This is a genomic window from Flavobacterium saccharophilum, assembly GCF_900142735.1.
Taxonomy (GTDB): domain Bacteria; phylum Bacteroidota; class Bacteroidia; order Flavobacteriales; family Flavobacteriaceae; genus Flavobacterium; species Flavobacterium saccharophilum.
In genome coordinates, this window is sequence record NZ_FRBY01000001.1 from 581,980 (window position 1) to 601,790 (window position 19,811).

The 19,811-nt window shown below is 34.1% G+C and carries 15 protein-coding genes; 6 read left to right on the forward strand and 9 right to left on the reverse strand.

Annotated features, from left to right (window positions below):
• Together BUA98_RS02455 and BUA98_RS02460 are read left to right on the forward strand one after the other, a co-directional pair.
• Complete coding sequence (locus tag BUA98_RS02455; RefSeq protein WP_072970063.1) at positions 1-780, forward strand: lipoprotein insertase outer membrane protein LolB1; 780 nt, start codon at positions 1-3, stop codon at positions 778-780.
• Positions 781-803: 23 nt separating this feature from the next.
• Positions 804-2,057, forward strand: a complete 1,254-nt coding sequence (locus BUA98_RS02460) for a murein hydrolase activator EnvC family protein (RefSeq protein WP_072970064.1) — start codon at positions 804-806, stop codon at positions 2,055-2,057.
• Positions 2,058-2,086: 29 nt separating this feature from the next.
• Here the strand turns inward: BUA98_RS02460 and BUA98_RS02465 are convergent, their stop codons facing one another.
• From BUA98_RS02465 to BUA98_RS02480, 4 genes are all read right to left on the reverse strand, one after another.
• Entirely contained in the window at positions 2,087-3,034 is a 948-nt protein-coding gene (locus tag BUA98_RS02465) for a transglutaminase family protein (protein ID WP_072970065.1), read from the reverse strand.
• A 4-nt stretch (positions 3,035-3,038) separates the two neighbouring features.
• Positions 3,039-3,992: an alpha-E domain-containing protein gene (locus BUA98_RS02470; RefSeq protein WP_072970066.1), complete on the reverse strand. Its 954-nt coding sequence runs from the start codon at positions 3,990-3,992 to the stop codon at positions 3,039-3,041.
• 33 nt (positions 3,993-4,025) lie between these two features.
• Entirely contained in the window at positions 4,026-5,462 is a 1,437-nt protein-coding gene (locus BUA98_RS02475) for a circularly permuted type 2 ATP-grasp protein (protein WP_072970067.1), read from the reverse strand.
• Between the two features lie 330 nt (positions 5,463-5,792).
• Positions 5,793-6,212 (reverse strand): CBS domain-containing protein, encoded by a 420-nt coding sequence (locus BUA98_RS02480; RefSeq protein WP_072970068.1) that lies wholly within the window; start codon positions 6,210-6,212, stop codon positions 5,793-5,795.
• Positions 6,213-6,431: 219 nt separating this feature from the next.
• Here BUA98_RS02480 and rbfA point away from each other — a divergent pair, with 219 nt between their 5' ends.
• The 4 genes from rbfA (at position 6,432) to BUA98_RS02500 (ending at position 10,294) form a co-directional block, all read left to right on the forward strand.
• Complete coding sequence (gene rbfA, locus BUA98_RS02485) at positions 6,432-6,824, forward strand: 30S ribosome-binding factor RbfA (RefSeq protein WP_007808467.1); 393 nt, start codon at positions 6,432-6,434, stop codon at positions 6,822-6,824.
• A gap of 1 nt (position 6,825) precedes the next feature.
• Positions 6,826-8,025: an ABC transporter permease gene (locus BUA98_RS02490; RefSeq protein ID WP_072970069.1), complete on the forward strand. Its 1,200-nt coding sequence runs from the start codon at positions 6,826-6,828 to the stop codon at positions 8,023-8,025.
• Positions 8,026-8,197: 172 nt separating this feature from the next.
• The gene (locus tag BUA98_RS02495) at positions 8,198-9,625 is read left to right on the forward strand and encodes an MATE family efflux transporter (RefSeq protein WP_072970070.1); all 1,428 of its coding nucleotides are present in this window, start codon (positions 8,198-8,200) and stop codon (positions 9,623-9,625) included.
• A 66-nt stretch (positions 9,626-9,691) separates the two neighbouring features.
• The gene (locus tag BUA98_RS02500) at positions 9,692-10,294 is read left to right on the forward strand and encodes an N-acetylmuramoyl-L-alanine amidase family protein (RefSeq protein WP_139256986.1); all 603 of its coding nucleotides are present in this window, start codon (positions 9,692-9,694) and stop codon (positions 10,292-10,294) included.
• Between the two features lie 50 nt (positions 10,295-10,344).
• Here the strand turns inward: BUA98_RS02500 and dusB are convergent, their stop codons facing one another.
• From dusB to BUA98_RS02525, 5 genes are all read right to left on the reverse strand, one after another.
• Complete coding sequence (gene dusB, locus BUA98_RS02505; protein ID WP_072970071.1) at positions 10,345-11,337, reverse strand: tRNA dihydrouridine synthase DusB; 993 nt, start codon at positions 11,335-11,337, stop codon at positions 10,345-10,347.
• A 148-nt stretch (positions 11,338-11,485) separates the two neighbouring features.
• The gene (locus BUA98_RS02510; RefSeq protein ID WP_072970072.1) at positions 11,486-12,775 is read right to left on the reverse strand and encodes a flexirubin biosynthesis putative acyl-CoA ligase FlxY; all 1,290 of its coding nucleotides are present in this window, start codon (positions 12,773-12,775) and stop codon (positions 11,486-11,488) included.
• A complete protein-coding gene (locus BUA98_RS02515; RefSeq protein WP_072970073.1) occupies positions 12,772-14,436 on the reverse strand; it encodes a C45 family autoproteolytic acyltransferase/hydrolase in 1,665 nt (554 codons plus the stop codon). Before BUA98_RS02515 ends, BUA98_RS02510 begins: the two co-directional genes overlap by 4 nt.
• An 11-nt stretch (positions 14,437-14,447) precedes the next feature.
• A complete protein-coding gene (locus BUA98_RS02520; RefSeq protein ID WP_072970074.1) occupies positions 14,448-15,965 on the reverse strand; it encodes a phytoene desaturase family protein in 1,518 nt (505 codons plus the stop codon).
• Between the two features lies 1 nt (position 15,966).
• Positions 15,967-19,647: a 1-acyl-sn-glycerol-3-phosphate acyltransferase gene (locus tag BUA98_RS02525; RefSeq protein WP_072970075.1), complete on the reverse strand. Its 3,681-nt coding sequence runs from the start codon at positions 19,645-19,647 to the stop codon at positions 15,967-15,969.
• Between the last annotated feature and the right edge of the window lie 164 nt (positions 19,648-19,811).

Consider the following 19,811-nt stretch of genomic DNA (forward strand, 5'->3'; position numbering starts at 1 on the left):
ATGAAAAAATATATAGCATTAGTATTGCTATCGGTTTTTGTGATTTCATGTAAATCGAAAGCTGTTGCGGTACAAAATACAGACAAAACGATAGAAGCTCCAAAAGAGGATAAAAAAGCAATAGCAAAACATTATGACAATAAATTAGATTTCAAAACATTAAATATAAGAGCAAGCGCTAAATATGAAGATGAAAAACAAAGTCAGAATGTAACCGCTGATATCAAAATTGAAAAAGACAAGCAAATTCTAGTAAGCGTTCGTTTTCTTGGAATTACAATGGCAAAGGCATTAATTACCCAGACTACGGTAAGTTATTACGAAAAAATAAAAGGAACTTATTATGAAGGTGATTTTACAACTTTAAGCAAATGGCTTGGAACCGAATTAGATTATAGTAAAGTTCAAAATTTATTGGTTGGAGAAGCATTAGATGATTTAAGAAAAGGAAAATATACACAGACAATTGTAGAAAATCTTTTTAAGTTAGAAGATGAAAAAGAAGCCAAAATAAAAAAGACATTCTATTTGGACTCTGAAAAATATCTGATTCAAAAAGAGGAGATTTCGCAACCAGCAGAAAACAGAATGTTAGCAATAAAATATTCTGACAGTAAAACTTTTGATCAGGGAATACTTCCTACTAGCATTGAAATTAACGCTGCTCAGCCAAAAGGGAAAACCAATATTAATTTAAATTATAACAATATTTCATTTAATGAAGAACTTTCTTTCCCATATAGTGTTCCAAGTGGGTATAAAAAAGTTATAATTAATTAAATTTGCAAAAAGAAAAAAGAAACATGCCAAAATTTCTCCTCAGCTTAATTTTTATTTGTGCCACAACTTTTACGTGGGCACAGGATTCGCAACAAGAAAAACTGGAGCAGCGTAAAGCTCAGATTCAGCAGGAAATTAGAGATAATGAAAAAATGCTGCAGTCAGTAAAGAAAAAAGAGAAATCGGCTGTAAATGTCTTTTTAATTCAGGCTAATAAAATTAAACTGAAAGAAAAACTGATTAATACAACAGCAAAGCAAGAAAGGCTTTTAAGCAATGACATGTATATTAATCAGGTTCAGGTTAATAAACTGAAAAAAGAATTGAAGGTATTAAAAGAAGATTATGCCAAAATGATCCTGAAATCGTACAAAAGTCGTTCAGAGCAAAGCAGGGCAATGTTTATTTTATCTTCTGAAAGTTTTTTGCAGGCATATAAAAGAGCACAGTATTTAAAACAATATACAAACTTTAGAAAAAACCAAGGTTTAGAAATTCAATCGAAAACAGCTCAATTGGTTGATTTCAATGCTAAATTGGATGGACAAAGACAGGTTAAGAAAAAAATTATTGCTGAAAATCAAAAGGAAAAGCAAAGCTTGGAAATTGAAAAGAAAGAACAGCAAAAATTGGTTAACTCAATCAAAAAAGACAAAAACAAAATTATTGCTGATACCAGAGCTAAACAGGCAGAAGCAAAAAGAATTGACAGACAAATTGATCGTTTGATTCGTGAAGCCATTGCTGAAGCGAATAGAAAAGCTGCTGCAGAAAGAGCAAAAGAAAATCCGGGATCTGCAGTATCTACTGCACCTGTTTCATCTTCTAAAATTGCTTTAACTCCAGAAGGAAAAATCCTTGCAGCCGACTTTAAAGCCAACCGAGGAAAATTGCCTTGGCCAGTTGAAAAAGGATTTATTTCATTAGGATATGGTGATCAGCCACACCCGCTTCATCCATCAATTACAGTACATAATTCTGGAGTTGAGATTACAACAGAACAAGGTGCAACAGCACGTGCCGTTTTTGAAGGTACGGTTTCAAGTGTTATTGTTTTATCTCCAATCAACAGAGCAGTTATGATTCAGCATGGAGATTATTTCACTGTTTATCAAAACTTAAGTCAGGTATTTGTAGAAAAAGGTGATAAAGTAAGTATCAAACAAAGTCTAGGAAAAGTTAGAACCAGTGGTGATACCGGGAAAACAGTAATTAAGTTTTTGATTCTTCAAAATACATCAAATAACAATCCGGAAGGATGGTTACAAAACAGATAAAAAATAAAGGGAGCTCATAGCTCCCTTTTTTATTGTTGTTGCTGTTGTAAATGATCCATATAATCGAGTTGCTCCTGAACGCGTGATGAAACTTCCTGAAGTTTGACATCATTAATTTCTTCGAACTGTCTTCCATCTTCATAACCAATCGAAACACAAACGGAAAGTGTTTGTCTTGCTAATCCTTTAAAAGTTCCTTTAATTGGCGTACAATCATTAAAATTTCTTCCCACTGAAAGCCTAACATGATTGTCCATAGTCCAGATATTATTTGTTGGATCCAATCCTAACCAACCTTGTTTTGGCGTATAAATTTCTATCCAGGCATGTGTTGCGCCCTCGCCTCGAAGCCCGCTTTCATTAGGGCAAATATAACCACTGACATAACGAGATGGAATTCCGGCTGTGCGCAAAAGCTGTAAAAGAATATGAGCAAAATCCTGACAAACTCCTTTTTTTAGCGTTAAAATCTCGTCAACGGTTGTTTCGATATTGGTAATTCCTTTAGTGTAAATGAAATTATCATAAACGTAAGCATTGCATTGCTGTGCAATTTCAATTATGGATTTGTCTTCTGTTTTGATTTTTTTCAATATAGCTTCAATCTCATTTTGCTTTTGAATATCATCCAGATAACAAAGACGCAATAGCATTATGCTTTTTTCTTTTTCTGCCTGAATATCTTCCACGGAAGTGGCATCAATCTCCGGAATTTTAAGAGAATGATTCACGCGAACTAACATTCGGGATTCAATTATCATTTCGGTATGAGTATCCAAAACATTGAAATTCCCAACGCGATTTCCATAATAATCTTCAGAAATATCAACATCAGGATTGTGTGTAATTAACAACTGATATTGTAATACTTCCTGATTTTCAAAGTGATGTGGGAATAGCCGGATTTCATTAATGCTTTCTTTTATGGGATGATTATAGTGATATTTTGTAAGGTGAACTATTTTGAAAACCGCCATATTTTTAGGTATAAGAAAAGAATAATTTTGAAAAATCTGTCGAAAATTGAATAAGTTGATTTTTGGTATTTCGCAAAACTTCTTCCAATTCCTGATTCGTCAAATGTTGATAATCTGTATAAGCAACATAACTTTTCAATCGACCAAACTGGTTCATTAAAGTACGTGCTTCACTCAAATCATTGTCTTTGAAAAGACAGTTTAAATAAGTATTTATAAAGTCTAAAGTGTAAATTACAGAATGCGCAAAATCCATATTAAAAATAACCTGATGCACTACTTTTCGATTGTGTGAAATGTTGCTGTAACTTTTGAGATATAATTCATATCCGGACAGAGACAGTAATAAACGGCGCCAATACATTAAATCTTCTTCGCCTTCAAGATTATAATTAATAGGAGCAAAGTAAGCTTGCGTCATCGAAATGGTTTGTAAACATCTTTCGATATGTTTGCCAATGCTCGAAAAACACCAGCCCAAACCTCTTGGCATTGTAACCTGAAGGATTCCGTTATAAAGCAATAAATCTTTATTGAGTTTAGTAATAATTTTTAGTGCGTCAGTGGTTTCCAGTTTTTTAGGAAGATCTGACGAGTTCATGTAATGATACATCGAATTGATGTGTTCCCACAGCTCTTTGGTAATTTTATCCTGCGAACCACGCGCATTTTCGCGGGCTTTCACTACTAAATTCTTAACTGAATTATCATTCTGGTTGTCGCAGATAATGTATTTCAGAACATAAGTGGTGTCATATTGTATCGCATGAATTTTATCTCGTGATAAATCTGTATAATATTCTAATAAAGGTTTATAACCCTGAGAATCGTTAATTTCTTTATCAAAAGATAAGATATAAGAAGTGTTTAAAGTAAGCAGCATTCCATCTGTACGTTCCATGTATCGGTTGAGCCAAAACATTCCGTCTGCAACTCTACTAAGCATATTTGCTCCCATTTTTGAATGTTTTTTGAGGTTAGAAAAGTAATATTATTTTATAATCCAGGTGTCTTTACTGCCACCGCCTTGAGAAGAATTGACAACCAAAGAACCCTCAGTTAAAGCGACACGGGTTAACCCGCCGGGAACAATTTGAATTCCTTTTGGTCCGCAAAGAGCATAAGGTCTCAAATCAACGTGTCGTAATTTTAGTTCACCATCTATCAAACAGGGCACGGTACTCAATTGAATAATGGGCTGTGCAATAAAATTACGTGGTGTTTTGGTAATTGCAATTTTAGCTTCGTCCATTTCTTCCTGTGTTGCCTTATTGCCCATAATCATTCCGTAACCACCACTTTGATTGGTTTCTTTAATAACCATCGTTTCCATATTGGCAAAAACGTGTTCGCGTTCGTCTAAATTTTCCATTCTGTATGTTGGAACATTTTTCAGAATCGGTTCTTCGTTCAGGTAATATTTAATCATATCCGGAACGTAGGCATAAATGGCTTTATCATCAGCAACACCATTTCCGACAGCATTTACCAAGGCAACATTTCCTTGTCGATAAGCACTGATTAATCCCGGAACACCAAGTGCGCTGTCGGGTTTAAAAACTAAAGGATCGAGATATTCATCGTCGAGACGGCGATAAATAACATCGACTTGCTGTAAACCGGAAGTTGTTTTCATATAAACACGGTTATTATTTACGACCAAATCTCTTCCTTCAACCAGCGGAATTCCCATTTGACGTGCCAAATAAGTGTGTTCGTAATAAGCCGAATTATAAACGCCGGGTGTCATTAAAACCACATTTGGATTAGAAACATTTCTCGGCGAAAGCGAAACCAAAATGCTGTGAAAAATCATCGGATAATTACTGACCATACTTACATGGTTTGACGAAAGCATATCCGGAAAAATACGTTTGGTAATTTCCCGATTTTCCAGCATATAACTGACACCGCTCGGACAACGGAGATTATCTTCCAAAACATAAAATTCACCTTTTGATCCTCGAATCAAATCAATTCCCGCAATGTGAACATGGATATTATGAGGTACTTTTATTCCCTGAACTTCCTGTATATAATGTGGGCATGAAGCAATTAGACCTGCCGGAATAATACCTTCTTTTATAATATTCTGTTCGTTATAAATGTCTTCTAAAAATAAATTCAAAGCCATTAAACGCTGTTTGATCCCTGACTCTACTTCAAGCCAGTCTTTTTGTGTAATGATCCTCGGAATAATATCAAACGGGAAGATTCGTTCAATTCCATTATCATCATCACTATATACGGTAAAGGTAATTCCCTGATTCATGAACAAGTCAGAAGCCTGTTGTTGCTTGTTGGTTAAATTTTTATGACTTAAACTTTGTAAAGTTTTAAAAACCTGACTGTAGGAATCCCTAACACCTTCTTTGGAAAACATTTCATCCCATCCACTATGATTTAAACTTGGTGCTAATTTCGCCATACTCTAATTATTAAATAAACTGAATTATAGACTTTTTAATAAAAAATATTCATTTTTTAATCTAAAATACGATTTTATTTTTCTTTAAAGTTTGCAATCAATGTGAATTTTGTAATTTATGTAAAATTCATTTTTTGAAGTTTTTATTTTGAAAATATGACTTTTTAGAGGTACGTTTTTTTGAGATTTCGTAGTGAAGAAAATGTGAATTAAGAAGAAAGAGAGCTGTTAATCAGTTTTTTGAATAAAAAAAGGAGCAATTTAAGCTCCCTTTAATTAATTCGTGAACTCCAAAGATTGGAATTTGGAATTTAAAATTTGAAAATTATTTTAGTCATATTGTTCTAAAAAATATTTCACAACATCGGTTGTCGTTACAATTCCTTTAAGTTCGCCATTGTCAACAACGGGCAAAGCATGAAAATCTTCTTTGGCAAAAATTTCAGCCAGATCTCTTATACTTGTATCAGATGAAACTGTTTTGGGTTTTGAAGTCATTACCTGAGAAATTGTCAGCATATCCAGAATGGCTTCATCTGCACCTTCCTGTCCTTCAAACAAAGCACCAAAAGTCAATCGGTTAATATCAGTTCTGCTAATAATCCCCACAACTTCTTTTCCCTTTACAATCGGAATGTGGCGAATTGTATTTTTCTTGAGCTTCTCAACAACTTGTTTTAAGACATCATTTTCATTTGCAGTCACTACGGTTTTGGTCATAATATGACTGATTGGTTCTCTCTTTTTCATAATTGATTTGTTATTATGGTTCTATCAAATATGTAGAATATTTCGGATAAAAAATATGACTTTTATCAGCATTGAGAGTTAAGAAGACTGATCTCATTTATTGCCTTTTCATCAAAAAAAGAATAAAAGTTATAGAAAAAGGCGGTAAGAATGTAAAAATCATTCTATTGTTCAATGGAAATTGTATCGAGTGAAATTTAAAAATAGTATTTTTGCACTATGGAAACAAATAGACAGAAAAAAATAGGCGGTGTCATCCAAAAAGATTTGGTTGATATTTTGCAAGGTGAAGTGCGAAAAAACGGAATTAATAATTTGGTAATTTCCGTATCCAAAGTTAGCGTTACATCAGATTTATCTGTGGCAACAGTATATTTAAGCATTTTTCCACAAGAAAAAGCAAAGGAAACTTTAGAAGGTATAAAATCGAATACAACCTTAATTAAACACGATTTGTCACAACGTGTTCGTTTGCAATTACGTCGTGTACCAAACCTGGTATTTTTTATCGATGACTCATTAGATTATATTGAGAAAATTGACAACGCTTTATCAAACAGAGAAAACCCAATTGAAAACCGTGATCTTTTAGAAAAAAGAAGAAAATCATAAGTTGAATTTCCCCCTTTACATAGCCAAACGTTACATTTTTAGCAGAAGTAAAAACAATGCTATCAATATCATTAATCGCATTGCCAGCATGGGAATTATTGTTGGCACAATGGCTTTGTTTGTGGTTTTGTCTGTTTTTAGCGGACTTAAAGTATTTAGTCTTTCGTTTACAAACGAAATTGATCCCGATTTAAAAATTACAAGTACGCTGGGAAAATCATTTTTGATCACACCAGATCAGGAAAGTAAAATTAAAAAAATAGATGGCGTTGCTTCGTATACCAAAATTATCGAAGAACGTGTTTTGTTTTTATTTAAAGACAAACAACAAGTTACTTACTTAAAAGGAGTTGACAGTCTTTATCCTGTTGTAAATGATATTAGGAAAAAACTTTTTAATGGTCAATGGGTAAAACCGGATACGTATCAGGTTGTAGTGGGTTACGGAATCGCGAGGGATTTTTCTATGGGCGTTTTGGATTTTGAAAATCCGCTGCAGATATTCGCACCAAAACCCGGAAAAGGAGCTTTTGAAAATCCGGAAGAAGCATTTAATAAAACCGATGTTTTGCCGGTCGGAATTTATTCAATTAGTGAGGATTTAGATTCAAAATACGTGTTTGCCGATTTAAGTTTGGCACAGGAATTATTGATGTACAAACCGAATCAGATTTCGGGAGTAGAATTCAAATTAAAAGAGAATGCCAATGAAGATGCAATCCGATCTCAGTTGGAAAGTGTTTTCAAAAATAAAATTACAATCAAAAACAGAGCGCAACTTAATGAGTCTTTGTATAAGATGCTTAATACTGAGAATATTGCGGTTTATCTGATTTTTACATTAGTCATTATCGTTGCACTTTTTAATTTGGTTGGTGCTTTAATAATGATGATTTTGGATAAAAAAGGAAATTTGAAAACCCTTTTTAATCTTGGAACAGAAATTAAAAGTCTTCGAAAAATATTCATGCTTCAGGGAACTTTGTTAAGTGTTTTTGGAGGAATTATTGGTCTTGCTCTCGGAATTATTATGGTTGTTTTGCAGCAAAAATACAATTTGATTATGCTGACACCAACTTTAGCATATCCTGTTGTTTTCACTTTAGAAAACGTACTTATCGTAATGACAACTATTGTTTCACTTGGTTTTGTGGCATCCTTAATTGCCAGCAGCAGAGTAAGTAAAAAGCTGTTAGATTAATATTTCTTCTTAAAAAATATTACCTATATTTATCGTCTTAAAAAGCTACAGCATATGATTGTTTCTGCCTAATCCTATTTTATTTTTTAATAATTAGGATACCTCCGTTTTTTTTCTCGTGTTCAGATAATTCAATCTGGACCAATTTTATCATTTATCCTATTTATATATCATGACAGAAACAACTATACAAAAAAGTTTATTTTCTAAAATTTTTACCACTTTAAAACAAGCTATTAAAGGCGACGAATCTTTTGATTACACTGCCGGAAGTATTAAAAAAGCCGTTATTCTACTAGCCATTCCGATGGTTTTAGAAATGATGATGGAATCGGTTTTTGCTTTAGTCGATTTATATTTCGTTGGCCATTTGGAGCACTCCAGTTTTGCCATTCAAACCGTTGGTTTAACCGAATCGGTACTAACGATTATATATTCTTTAGCAATTGGGATGAGTATGGCAGCGACAGCAGTTGTAGCGCGACGTATTGGAGAAAAAGATCCAGTCGCTGCTGCGAAAGCCGGAATGCAGGCTATTATTATTGCATGTGCCGTTAATAGTGTAATGAGTATTCTGGGCGTTATTTATGCCAAAGATATATTGATCTTGATGGGAGCATCTGTTGAAGCTGCCGAACATGGTTTCCGATTTACGCAAATAATGATCGGAAGCAGTTTATGCATCATGCTTTTATTCTTAATTAACGGAATATTCAGAGGTGCCGGAAATGCCGCAATTGCAATGAAAAGTTTGTGGTTGGCGAATATTTGTAATATTATTTTATGTCCAATTTTGATTAACGGGTTAGGACCTATTCCGGCTTTTGGATTAGTAGGTGCTGCTTTGGCAACAACTCTAGGAAGAAGTATCGGAGTATTATATCAAGTATATCATTTGTTTTTTGGTAATGGCGTTTTGAGAATTTATGTCTCTTACTTTATTCCGGATTTTAAGCAGATAAAAGCTTTGGTAAAGATAGCAGCTCCGGGAATTCTGCAATTCGTTATTGCTTCTTGCAGCTGGATTTTTTTGGCGCAATTGGTTGCTACAACGGGAGGCGATCATGGTTCTGCGGGTTATCAGACGGCATTGAGAATTATGATGTTTTTTATCCTTCCGGCTTGGGGATTGAGTAATGCAGCAGCGACTTTAGTGGGTCAGAATTTAGGTGCAAAACAAATTGAACGTGCCGAAAAATCAGTATATACAACAGCAAGATACAATGTCATTTTTATGGCTACAATCATGGTCATTACATTAGTTTTTGGCAAGTACATTATTTCGTTTTTCACCAATGATGAAATGGTTAGAGTTGTTGCCGTTGAAGCATTACAGATTATGAGTATCGGATTTGTTTTCTACGGAATCGGAATGGTTTTGATTAATACGTTCAATGGAGCAGGAGATACCTGGACACCAACCGGAATTAATTTCTTCGGATTTTGGCTGTTCCAAATTCCATTAGCTTATGTATTGGCAAAGCATTTTAATATGGGACCAACAGGAGTTTTTATCGCAATTCCGGTTGCAGAAACTGCTATTACTTTAGCGGGAATTGTCCTTTATAAAAGAGGAAAATGGAAACGCATTCAGGTTTAGATTCTTTTTTTGTACAATATTTCTTAAATTTTATCGTTGGTAATTTATAACCAAAAACAAATTGATATGAAAACTAAGATTAAAGTACTGGTAATTTTAAGTGCAGCCGTGTTTGGACTTTTTGCTTTTAAGTCATTAGACACTAAGAAGTTAATCATTATTGACGCCGGTCACGGTGGAGATGATCATGGTACAACTGTAAATGGTTTGCAGGAAAAAATAATAGTAGAGACAATTGCTAAAAAAATTAAAGCTCAAAATAAGAGTGACAATCTAGAAATTGTCTTGCTTCGTGATGGAGATCATTCGATGGAATTATCTGAAAGAGTTTCAATTATCAACAATCTAAATCCGAGTTTAGTAATTTCAGTTCACATTAATGCTTCCAGAGATGTGACTAAAAATGGAGTAGATGCCTATATTTCTTCAAATAAAGCATTTTATGATCAATCAAAAGAAAGTGCTGAAGTTTTAATGGAAAAAATTGGAACTGAATTTTTGGTAAAAGGAACAGTAAAAGAAGCCCCATTTTATATTCTGAAAAATTCGAATTGTCCGGCAGTGACTTTAGAACTAGGCTATTTGTCGAATCAAAACGATAGAAATTATATAAGCAGTGAAAAAGGGCAGGACGAAATTGCCGCCAAAATACTAGAAGCTGTAAAGTAAAAAATACTTCAATAAAAAAGACCTTCAATCGAAGGTCTTTTTTTATGTTTTTAAGCAAATTCATATCCGGCATAAACCTGTTCGATTTCTTTCATAACCGCAAATAAATCTTCAGGTGCATCGGTTGTAACTAACTTTTGTTTGTATTCTTTAAACGAATGAATTCCTTTGAAATAATTCGTATAATGACGACGCATTTCAACAATTCCCAAACGTTCACCTTTCCATTCCATTGACCACATTAAGTGATTTCTGGCAGCTTCAACACGATCGATAACTGTTGGCGCAGGTAAGTGTTCTCCGGTTTTAAAGAAATGTTTGATTTCATTAAAAATCCAAGGATAACCAATCGCAGCACGACCAATCATGATACCATCGATTCCGTATTCATTTTTATATTTTAATGCTTTTTCGGGACTGTCGATATCGCCATTTCCAAAAATAGGCATTGTAATTCTTGGGTTATTTTTTACACGTGCAATATGCGACCAATCGGCGTGGCCTTTATACATTTGAGCACGGGTTCTGGCGTGAATAGTCAAAGCCTGAACACCAATATCCTGAAGTCTTTCAGCAACTTCATCAATATTGATTGAACTATCATCCCAGCCCAAACGGGTTTTAACGGTAACCGGTAAATCTGTACTTCTGATAACGGCTTTCGTTAAACGTACCATTAAATCGACATCTTTCAAAACACCGGCTCCCGCACCTTTACAAACTACTTTTTTTACCGGACATCCAAAATTGATATCCACTAAATCTGGTTTTACTGTAGAAACAATTTTAGACGAAAGCGCCATTGCTTCTTCATCTCCACCAAAAATCTGAATTCCAACCGGACGTTCGTAATCAAAAATATCCAGCTTCATTCTACTTTTGATAGCATCACGAATCAATCCTTCCGACGAAATAAATTCAGAATACATCATGTCAGCCCCGTGCGTTTTGCATAATCTGCGAAACGGCGGATCGCTCACGTCTTCCATCGGTGCTAGTAATAAAGGAAATTCGGGTAATTCTATGTTGCCAATCTTGACCATCTTCAATATTTTGTGCAAAATTACAACTTTTTAGTTCAATTTGTACCAAATTGAGGTTCAAAGGTTCAGAGTTACAAAGTTACAAAGGTTTATATCAGGCTTTTAAGAAGCTTTGTGCCTTTGTAACTTTGCAACTTTGTACCTTATATTAAGTTCTATAATCAAAAAACCTGATTGGTTTTCGACTCATCGGATTAAAAACTAAAGGATTTAAAGTTTCTTTTGAAGCGAATTCAATTTTTGGAGTTACTCTTAATTTGGCTCTGAAATGATCTTTGATTTCCTGAAGAAATTCAGATGTTTGATTTTTCACGGCAATTTTTATCAGAATTTCATCTGTACCTAAATCGTTGGTAGAAATTTCAATAAGATGATTTTCGATATTGTCAAAACCACTCAAAACATCATTCATCGCTGGCGGATAAAGTGTTGTGCCTTTGTATTTTATCATTTGTTTTTTACGTCCAATTACGGGGCCAACACGCAAAGTATTTCTTCCGCAGGAGCATGGTTCGTTGTGAAGCTGTACAATATCGCCTGTTTTAAAACGTAATAAGGGCATGGCTTCAATACCTAAAGTAGTAAAAGTTAATTCGCCAACTTCGCCATTTTTTACCGGCATATTATTTTCGTCAAGGACTTCCACAATAATTAATTCCGGATGATGGTGTCCACCAATACCGTGTTCGCATTCCGTAAAAGCAGTACTCATTTCGGTTGAAGCGTAAGTGGAGAATAACTTAATATTCCATTTCTCTGCAATTTTTTTGGACAAGGTATTCATTGAAAAATCCTGATCTCTCAACGATTCTCCAATACAAATAGCTCCTTTTATACTTGAATTGTTATAATCAATTCCGTGAATTTCGGCATATTCAATTAGTTTCAAAAGAAAAGACGGAACCGTAATTAAATAAGAAGGTTTGTATTTTAAAATCGAATCCCATTGCAATTCCGGAATTCCGGCACCAACTCTGATAACCCCCACTTTTAGTTTTCTTAAACCTAAAAAGTAAGCCAGACCCGCCATAAATTTCCGGTCGATTGTAGTCATTAATTGTACCACATCACCTTCTGCAATTCCGGCACAGGCAAATGAAATGGCTTCATTGTAAGCCAATCGATCTAAATCAGAATCGGTTAAACCAAAAGTGACCGGATCACCTAAAGTTCCGGAAGTCGAGGCGTAATCAATAATTTTATGTTGGGGTACACACAAAAAATCATCGTTATATTGCTGTAAATCTTCTTTTGTGGTAACAGGTAAATATTGTAGATCTTCGATCGTTTTTACAGTCGAAATATCAATATTTCTTCCTGCAAAAAGACGTTTATAAAAGGGAGAATTCTCGCTGATATACGTTAAAAGTTCCGCTAATTTTTGTTCCTGAAAAATTTTAATTTCGTCTAAAGAATTTTTTTCTATCGCTGGAATCATTGTAATTTTCTTTTGAGTTTTTTTAAATATTTTTCAATTTTTGCTTTTTCAGGAGCGGTAGTAATTTCTTTGGTCAGGGCTTTTTCAAAATTAACCTGAGCAGCGCGGAATTCTTTTTTTTGATAAAAGTACAACCCTGCTTTGTAATATACAACCCAATAATCAGGGTTTAAAGATTGGTAATGCTTAATAAATTCAGATGAAACAGTTTCTTTCTTTTTTAAGTACAAATCGAATTTATGGTTTTCAACTTTGAATTTTTTAAAATTTTGAAAAGCTTCAGTTCTCGTAAAGGGATCTTCGGCAATATTTAAATTTTCTTCTTCGAATGAAATTGCTGAATTTGATTTTCTGTCAAATATAGAATCCAGATTGTAACATACAAATTCGCCCAGTTGAAACGGATTTGCCGAAACCCAAACCAGTTTTTCTTTCGGTTTAAATATAATTCCGTGGTGGGCGAGCAATTGATTCAATGCTTTTTCATTTCCATAACCCAATGAAATATCTTTTATGCCTTCTTTATTTCGTAAAATTTCAGAAGCAATTTTTGGATTCATTTTAGGATTTTCATCTAAAAGTTCCTGCATTCTGTCAAAGCGATATTTTGAATGACTGTCTTTAATCTGGATCTGATTTCGTTCATCATTTTTGAAAGCTTCACTCTGAAAATGATTGGAACAAATTAATTGATTACTATTTGCAACATCGTAAACATCCATCTTTTTGGGTGAAACTTCAATTAGAACAGCTTTATTGTCCTGAGCGCTTCCAACCATAATGGATTCAGAAACAAAGACCTTTCTTTTTTTAGCTATTGCGATGGCTTCGTCAATATTTTGAGCATGCTGTAAAATTTCCCGGGTCAAAATCGAAATGGGTGTTTTGGCACTCAATGGAATTTCAGATTTTCCGGCATTGATCGTGACTGTCAAACCTTGCTGATTCATTCCGGAAACAGCTCCAACCATTCCGGGCCAGGTAACCATCATAAAATTATGTCCTTCTTTCGGTTTTATAAAGGCGATGATTTTATTTTCCGCGAAAGCGTCATTCACATAAAAATCAAAATTGCGACCAAGAATTAAATCGCCGTCTTCAGATTTTTCGCCCCAGGCTGCAAAAGACGAACAGCCAACCAAAGCTAAATCTTGTAAGGCATGGCCAATGTCGTGTGCGGCATGCAAATACAAATTGCGTTGGTATTGCGGTGCGATATTATCAAAATTATTTGAAGTGTATTGCGAAACGCCATAAATTTCAGTTTGATATTCCTCAGGAACATTGGTGTATAATTTTCGATTGTACCATTTTAGAAACTGACGAAGTAATTTCTGCTGAAATTTTGATGGAATAATATCTTCTATTTTTGTGAAAAAGATATTCTCCTGTTTTTTTAAAAGAGAATCAGATAAAGCGCCGGTAGTAACGCCTATTTCCAAAGGATCACCTTCGACATATAATTCCCAAAGACCTTGTTTATTTTTTAAAAGTGAATTTTTTCCGGATATAAAAACAGTAGGAGATTGTTTTGTTACAAAAGGTTTTGTGCTATTATATTTTGAAATATCAGGCTCATGATGCATAGATTTTGATGTTCCGCAAGATGCCAACATCAATAAAAAACTAACGAATAAAAATAAATTAATCCGGTTTTTCATATACACATTTTTTATTCAGATGCCTGATTGATTTTGGTTACTAAATATTCTTTCCCAAGAATTTCAGAACAGGTTACGACAGCTCCAATAGTTACTCCCAAAACGCCGTGCATGTTAATACTTTGTCCGGTAAGATAAAGATTGTCTAATTTGGTTTTTGATGGAATCAGGGTTTTCATCGGATTGCTGGAATCTTTCACATAACCGTACATATTACCATTGTAACCGCCAATATAATCCCGATAGGAAAGCGGTGTTGAATTATGAATCGACTGTATACAATCTTTTATTCCTGGAAATTTTAGTTCAATTTCATCAAGAAATTTAGCTGTTTTTCTGGTTTTAAATTCCTCATAACTTTCGCCCCGATCATTTTCTTCGACAGTTGTGTTAAAAGTATTGCTCCAGGTAGCAACGTCATCGTATTTCATATAAGTGATGAAAGTCATCCCTTCTGCCCATTCTTCTTGTTTTTTTGACGAATTCATGGAAGCCATAAAAGCTTTTGGCCATGAATCCTCGTCGTAATCATGAGCATTCCAGACTTCACTGGTTTTTTTAAAATGATAGTGATTATGATTGATATATTTGAAAGTTTCGGGCTTAAAAACGATATATAAACTAAAAGCTGAAATAACACCTTCAAGACTTTGAATCCGGCTAAAAAAAGCTTTTCTGAAATGCTCTTCGCCAACTAGTTTCAGCGTAATTTTGGGATCAATATTAGAGATAAAACGTGTGCCTGAAACCTGAGTTCCGTCATTTATTTCTACACCTGTTACTTTGTTATTTTCAACCTTAAAACGAGTTACCTCTTTGTATTTATAAAATTCGCCGCCGTATTTTTTAAGTTGTTTTAAAAGTTGTTTTGTAATCTGGCTTCCGCCATTAATACAACGCCAGGAACTTTGTATATAGGAGTTGACAGAAAGGGCATGAACATAAAACGGCGATTTATCCGGAATACCGGCATACAGAAAATTACTTCCCGCCAAAACTGCTTTTAGTTTGTTATTTTGAGTGCTATTGTCAATTATTTCTTTGGCGTTTAATTCTAAAATAGCATTGTCATATTTGCCTTCCCATTTTAAATTGTAAAGTGGAAATGAGTCACAAATCGTTCGTAGTTTAGTGCAGTATTCTTCAAGATTTTCTTTTTCTTCAGGAAAAAAATGTTCTAATTGTTTTACAAAATTTTCATAACCTTGCGCATGTGGATATTCATTTTCATCGTCTTCAAAAGAGATCATATCAAAACCATTTTCATCTAATTTTTTCAGATTTAAATGATCCATAATCCCCAAATATTTAAAATATTTATAGAGATTTTGTCCTTCACCTAAACCTCCGATATAATGAATTCCGGTATCAAAAATGGTTTTATCGCGAACAAAAGTCTGTAGATTTCCACCGTATTGATTGTTTTTTTCGAGCACACAAACGCTATAGCCTTCTTTTGCCATAATAATGGCCGAAACTAAACCGCCCAGTCCGCTACCCACAATTACTACATCGTATTGCTCCTTCATTCTAATTTTTCTTTAATACGATTATGGAATCTTCCTCTAAAACACTTTCAAAACCAAAGTTAATCAAAGTGGGTTTTAAAGTGGAATTATCAATCAAAATAATAGAAGAAGTTACAGCAGCTATTTTTTCAATAGCACGATTATAATTTTCATCAGAAATTAAAACAATATCATATTGATTTTCTAAAGCCAATTCAAGGTTTTCCAAATAAGTGATCTTTCTCTTTTTGAGGAAATAATTGGTTTTCGCTACTAACGATTTTTCTTCGTCCGCAATGTACGAATGTATTTTTCGCTGTGGTTCCTGCAAAGTCAATAAAACATCCAGCTGCCCATGATCACTTGCCAAATGCAATATTTTGGCTTTCGCCGAAAGATGTCTGTTTAGGCGATAATAGATTTCTAAATGTGTTTTTAAATTGCTTTTAACGCTGTTGATGATTTCAATTTCTTTATAATCATAACTATGAATAAGCATTTTTTTGAAATATTCCGGACCTTCGAGTTCCTGACGAATTTTAGCAAATTCAGCTTTAAAATACGAACTTAATTGTTTCGTTCTTTCGGCGTAATTTTTCCCAAAAGAAAGGTCGTCTGGTGAAATTCTTTCTAAAATAGACACGGTAAGAGAGCTGTCATGAATTACAAAATCTCCCTTCGGAATTGCTTCTGAAGCACCGTGAATCACAATCGGGAGGATATCTAAATTAAATTCTTCGGCAAGATAAAAAGCTCCTTTATGAAAACGCTTTATTTGATTACTATCAGAACGGGTTCCTTCCGGAAAAATCATTAACGAATAACCTTCGTTTACTTTTTGGCGCAAATGTTCAACGCCGCCTTCTATTCCTTCTGAAACCGGATAAAAACCTGCTTTTCTAACTGTTCCGCCAAAAATAGGAGAGTTGTAAACCCAGTCGTTTACTAAAAATATAATTTTCGGACTCAGCATCCCCATTGCCAGAATATCGATAAACGAAGAATGGTTGGCAATTATGATGGCTGGTTTTTCAAAATTTTCACCGAATTTATTAATGACTTTTTTACGAAGAAAAGGACTCGAATATAATACTGATTTCATGAATTTTGAAATCACATATCGGAAACCTTTCATTTTAGTTTTTTCCTTTAGCGGAAGAATAGGCATGATGGTAAAGCTGAAAAGGGACATCAAAATACCGCCAAGTCCATAATAGGTAAACGAAATGATACCGTGAATAAAGGTGCGCAATACAAAAGGTGGATTTCCTTTTTTCGAACGATTTGATATAAATAGTTTAAAGAGAATCGGGTAGAAGATAAACGTAATAATTAATGCGGCGAAAACCCCAATTAAGGAAACAGATGAAATAGATCGTAAAGCCGGATGCTGTGCAAAAACCATGGCACCAATTCCTAAAATTGTCGTGATAACGGCCAGAATAATCGAAGTTCTGTAAATGGCAATTTCGTTTTTCCCAGTTGAATATTCTTTTTGAAGCGCACTTGTCATGAAAATACTAAAATCAACACCGTGTCCAAAAATCAGCGTACAAACAATCATGCTGAAAATATTCATTTGAATGCCAAAAATGCCCATAATTCCCGCGGTTACGATTCCGGTTAACGCAATTGGAATACAGCTGACAATAACCAATTCGATTCTTCTGAAAAAGAAAAACAAAATGAGAATTACAGCAACAAAAGAATAATTAACCAACGAATTAAAATCGGTTTTCAAAGTGCTGAAAAACGTTTCGTTCATTTGCTGGCGGTCAATCGCAATCAGATTATTTTTGGCTGAAGCCGATTTCACAAAAGCATCCCTTTGTTTGGGCGTCACTTTTACCAAAGTCGAGATCGTATAAAAACCATTTTTTTCGGTTACAAATTCTTTCAGTTGCAACGCCTGAATTTTTAAATATTGCTGAGCTGAAATCGGTTTAAAATTAAAGTCTAAATGATCGTAAAAATTAGAATAAGTGGTTGGCTTAAAGCCGAGTGTTGAACCTTCAGCAATTAATTCTGATTTTAAAAGCTGTTTTTTATTGGCATCCCAAAACGAATTCCAGTTATCAATTTTTTGCTGTTGTTCCTTCTGCGAAAGCATAATCCCTCCAACAGAACTGAAATTTAAAATTTTGTTTTGTTGTCTGTCCTTCGATAAATCAGAAAAAAGCTGACTGTTGTTTTGCAAAACTTCTTCCATGCTTTTTCCGTACGAAGCAACATAAATTGTTTTTGAAGTTAAACTGGTGCTTTCTTCCAGATCTTTTTCGGCCGCTTTAATTTCCTTCGGAACAAAATTTAATTGTGATAAATCGTTATTGAAACCAACATTATTATAAGTGAAGAAACAAACAATCGTAATTAAAACACAGAATCCAATTAAGATTTTATTGTTGTGAAAAGAAAAATGAGCCAATTTATCGATCAAATTTTTCTTGTGTTCAAAATTGTTTTCTTTTGGTTTGTACAAATGAGGAACAATTAAAAGGGAGAAAAATGCTGAAGCCATAACAATTACTGCAGCAAAAATACCCAAGTCATTCAATGCATCAGATTTTACAAAAAGCAGGCACAAAAAAGCAACAGCCGTAGTCGAACTGCTCATAATTACTGGCATCGTAATGTCTTTGTACAAGGTTTTGATGTCGCTGTTATGTTTGTAATGCGTGAGAATATGAAGGGAATAATCGATTGTAATTCCGAGTAAGATTGAACCAATTCCGAGAGAAATAGCTGAGATTTGTTCTTTCACAAAATACAAAAAGGCAACGGCAAACAAAGCACCAAATACGGTTGGCAGAAAAATTATTAGCGGAATTAATACTTTTCTATAAAACAAAATCAAAATCAGCATCAGCGTAATCATAGCGATGGTTGTCGTTAAAACAATATCGCTTTTGATTTGATTGGCATTGGCAACGGCAATCAAAGCCGAACCAAAATAACTAATAGATGTTTTGCCTTTAAATTGCTGATTTAAATTTTCCTGAATCGATTTGAGTTTTTCAGCAAAAAGGGTATTTTTCTCTGTTTCGCTCGAAGGAAGATTGGAAGTTATAAAAAGCAATAATTTCTTTTTGTCTTTGGTCATGACAAAACCATTGTCCAGCGTAAAATCGTCGCCAACATTTAATTGCTGTAATTTTTTAAGAGCGATAAACGAAATCCCAAGTGGATCCTGTAAAATAAAATCTTTCGTAATAAATCCGGAAGGTGAAATAATTGATTTATAATTTCCCTGAACGGTTGCGGCAATACTGTCTTTTTGCAGTTTACTCTGAATAACTTCGTAATCTTTATTATCCAGGAAAAGAGGCAAATTGCCGTAAACAAAATCTATAGTTTGCTGAATATTTTCTTCGTCAATTTTTCCCTGAATTCCGGTTACATAAGGTTTGCAGGATTTGGAAACACTGTCTGAAAAAGCGGTTGCCATTTCTTTTATATCTTCATCAGAACCGTTTTTTTCTAGTTTGAAAATCACGGTTATTTTATCGGCAAAATTTAATTGTTTTAAAACTTTTGCCGTGACATCAGCCTTGTCGTTTGTCGGAATTAATTTCGTGATATCTTCTTCAAATTTAATTTGAGAAGCAAAAAAGCCAAATACAAATAGCATCAAAATAGCCAGTGCAACCGACAAAGATTTTCTTCGGTTAACAAACATATGAATGGCGTAGAAATAGTGATGCATAATTATTATTTATTGTTTTTTTGCCACAGATTAAGAGATTAAATTGATTTAAAATCTTTGTCAGTTCGCCACGAATTCACGAATTAGCTTAAAATAATTCGTGAATTGCTTCGCCAGTTCACTATCGCTCGGGTCGTGGCGAAAAAAAATCCTTTTTAATCCTT

Excerpts from the sequence above, each read along its gene's own strand:
- BUA98_RS02455 (WP_072970063.1), top strand. The coding sequence starts at position 1 with ATGAAAAAATATATAGCATTAGTATTGCTATCGGTTTTTGTGATTTCA.
- BUA98_RS02460 (WP_072970064.1), top strand. The coding sequence starts at position 804 with ATGCCAAAATTTCTCCTCAGCTTAATTTTTATTTGTGCCACAACTTTT.
- BUA98_RS02465 (WP_072970065.1), bottom strand. The coding sequence starts at position 3,034 with ATGGCGGTTTTCAAAATAGTTCACCTTACAAAATATCACTATAATCAT.
- BUA98_RS02470 (WP_072970066.1), bottom strand. The coding sequence starts at position 3,992 with ATGGGAGCAAATATGCTTAGTAGAGTTGCAGACGGAATGTTTTGGCTC.
- BUA98_RS02475 (WP_072970067.1), bottom strand. The coding sequence starts at position 5,462 with ATGGCGAAATTAGCACCAAGTTTAAATCATAGTGGATGGGATGAAATG.
- BUA98_RS02480 (WP_072970068.1), bottom strand. The coding sequence starts at position 6,212 with ATGAAAAAGAGAGAACCAATCAGTCATATTATGACCAAAACCGTAGTG.
- rbfA (WP_007808467.1), top strand. The coding sequence starts at position 6,432 with ATGGAAACAAATAGACAGAAAAAAATAGGCGGTGTCATCCAAAAAGAT.
- BUA98_RS02495 (WP_072970070.1), top strand. The coding sequence starts at position 8,198 with ATGACAGAAACAACTATACAAAAAAGTTTATTTTCTAAAATTTTTACC.
- BUA98_RS02500 (WP_139256986.1), top strand. The coding sequence starts at position 9,692 with ATGAAAACTAAGATTAAAGTACTGGTAATTTTAAGTGCAGCCGTGTTT.
- dusB (WP_072970071.1), bottom strand. The coding sequence starts at position 11,337 with ATGGTCAAGATTGGCAACATAGAATTACCCGAATTTCCTTTATTACTA.
- BUA98_RS02510 (WP_072970072.1), bottom strand. The coding sequence starts at position 12,775 with ATGATTCCAGCGATAGAAAAAAATTCTTTAGACGAAATTAAAATTTTT.
- BUA98_RS02515 (WP_072970073.1), bottom strand. The coding sequence starts at position 14,436 with ATGAAAAACCGGATTAATTTATTTTTATTCGTTAGTTTTTTATTGATG.
- BUA98_RS02520 (WP_072970074.1), bottom strand. The coding sequence starts at position 15,965 with ATGAAGGAGCAATACGATGTAGTAATTGTGGGTAGCGGACTGGGCGGT.
- BUA98_RS02525 (WP_072970075.1), bottom strand. The coding sequence starts at position 19,647 with ATGCATCACTATTTCTACGCCATTCATATGTTTGTTAACCGAAGAAAA.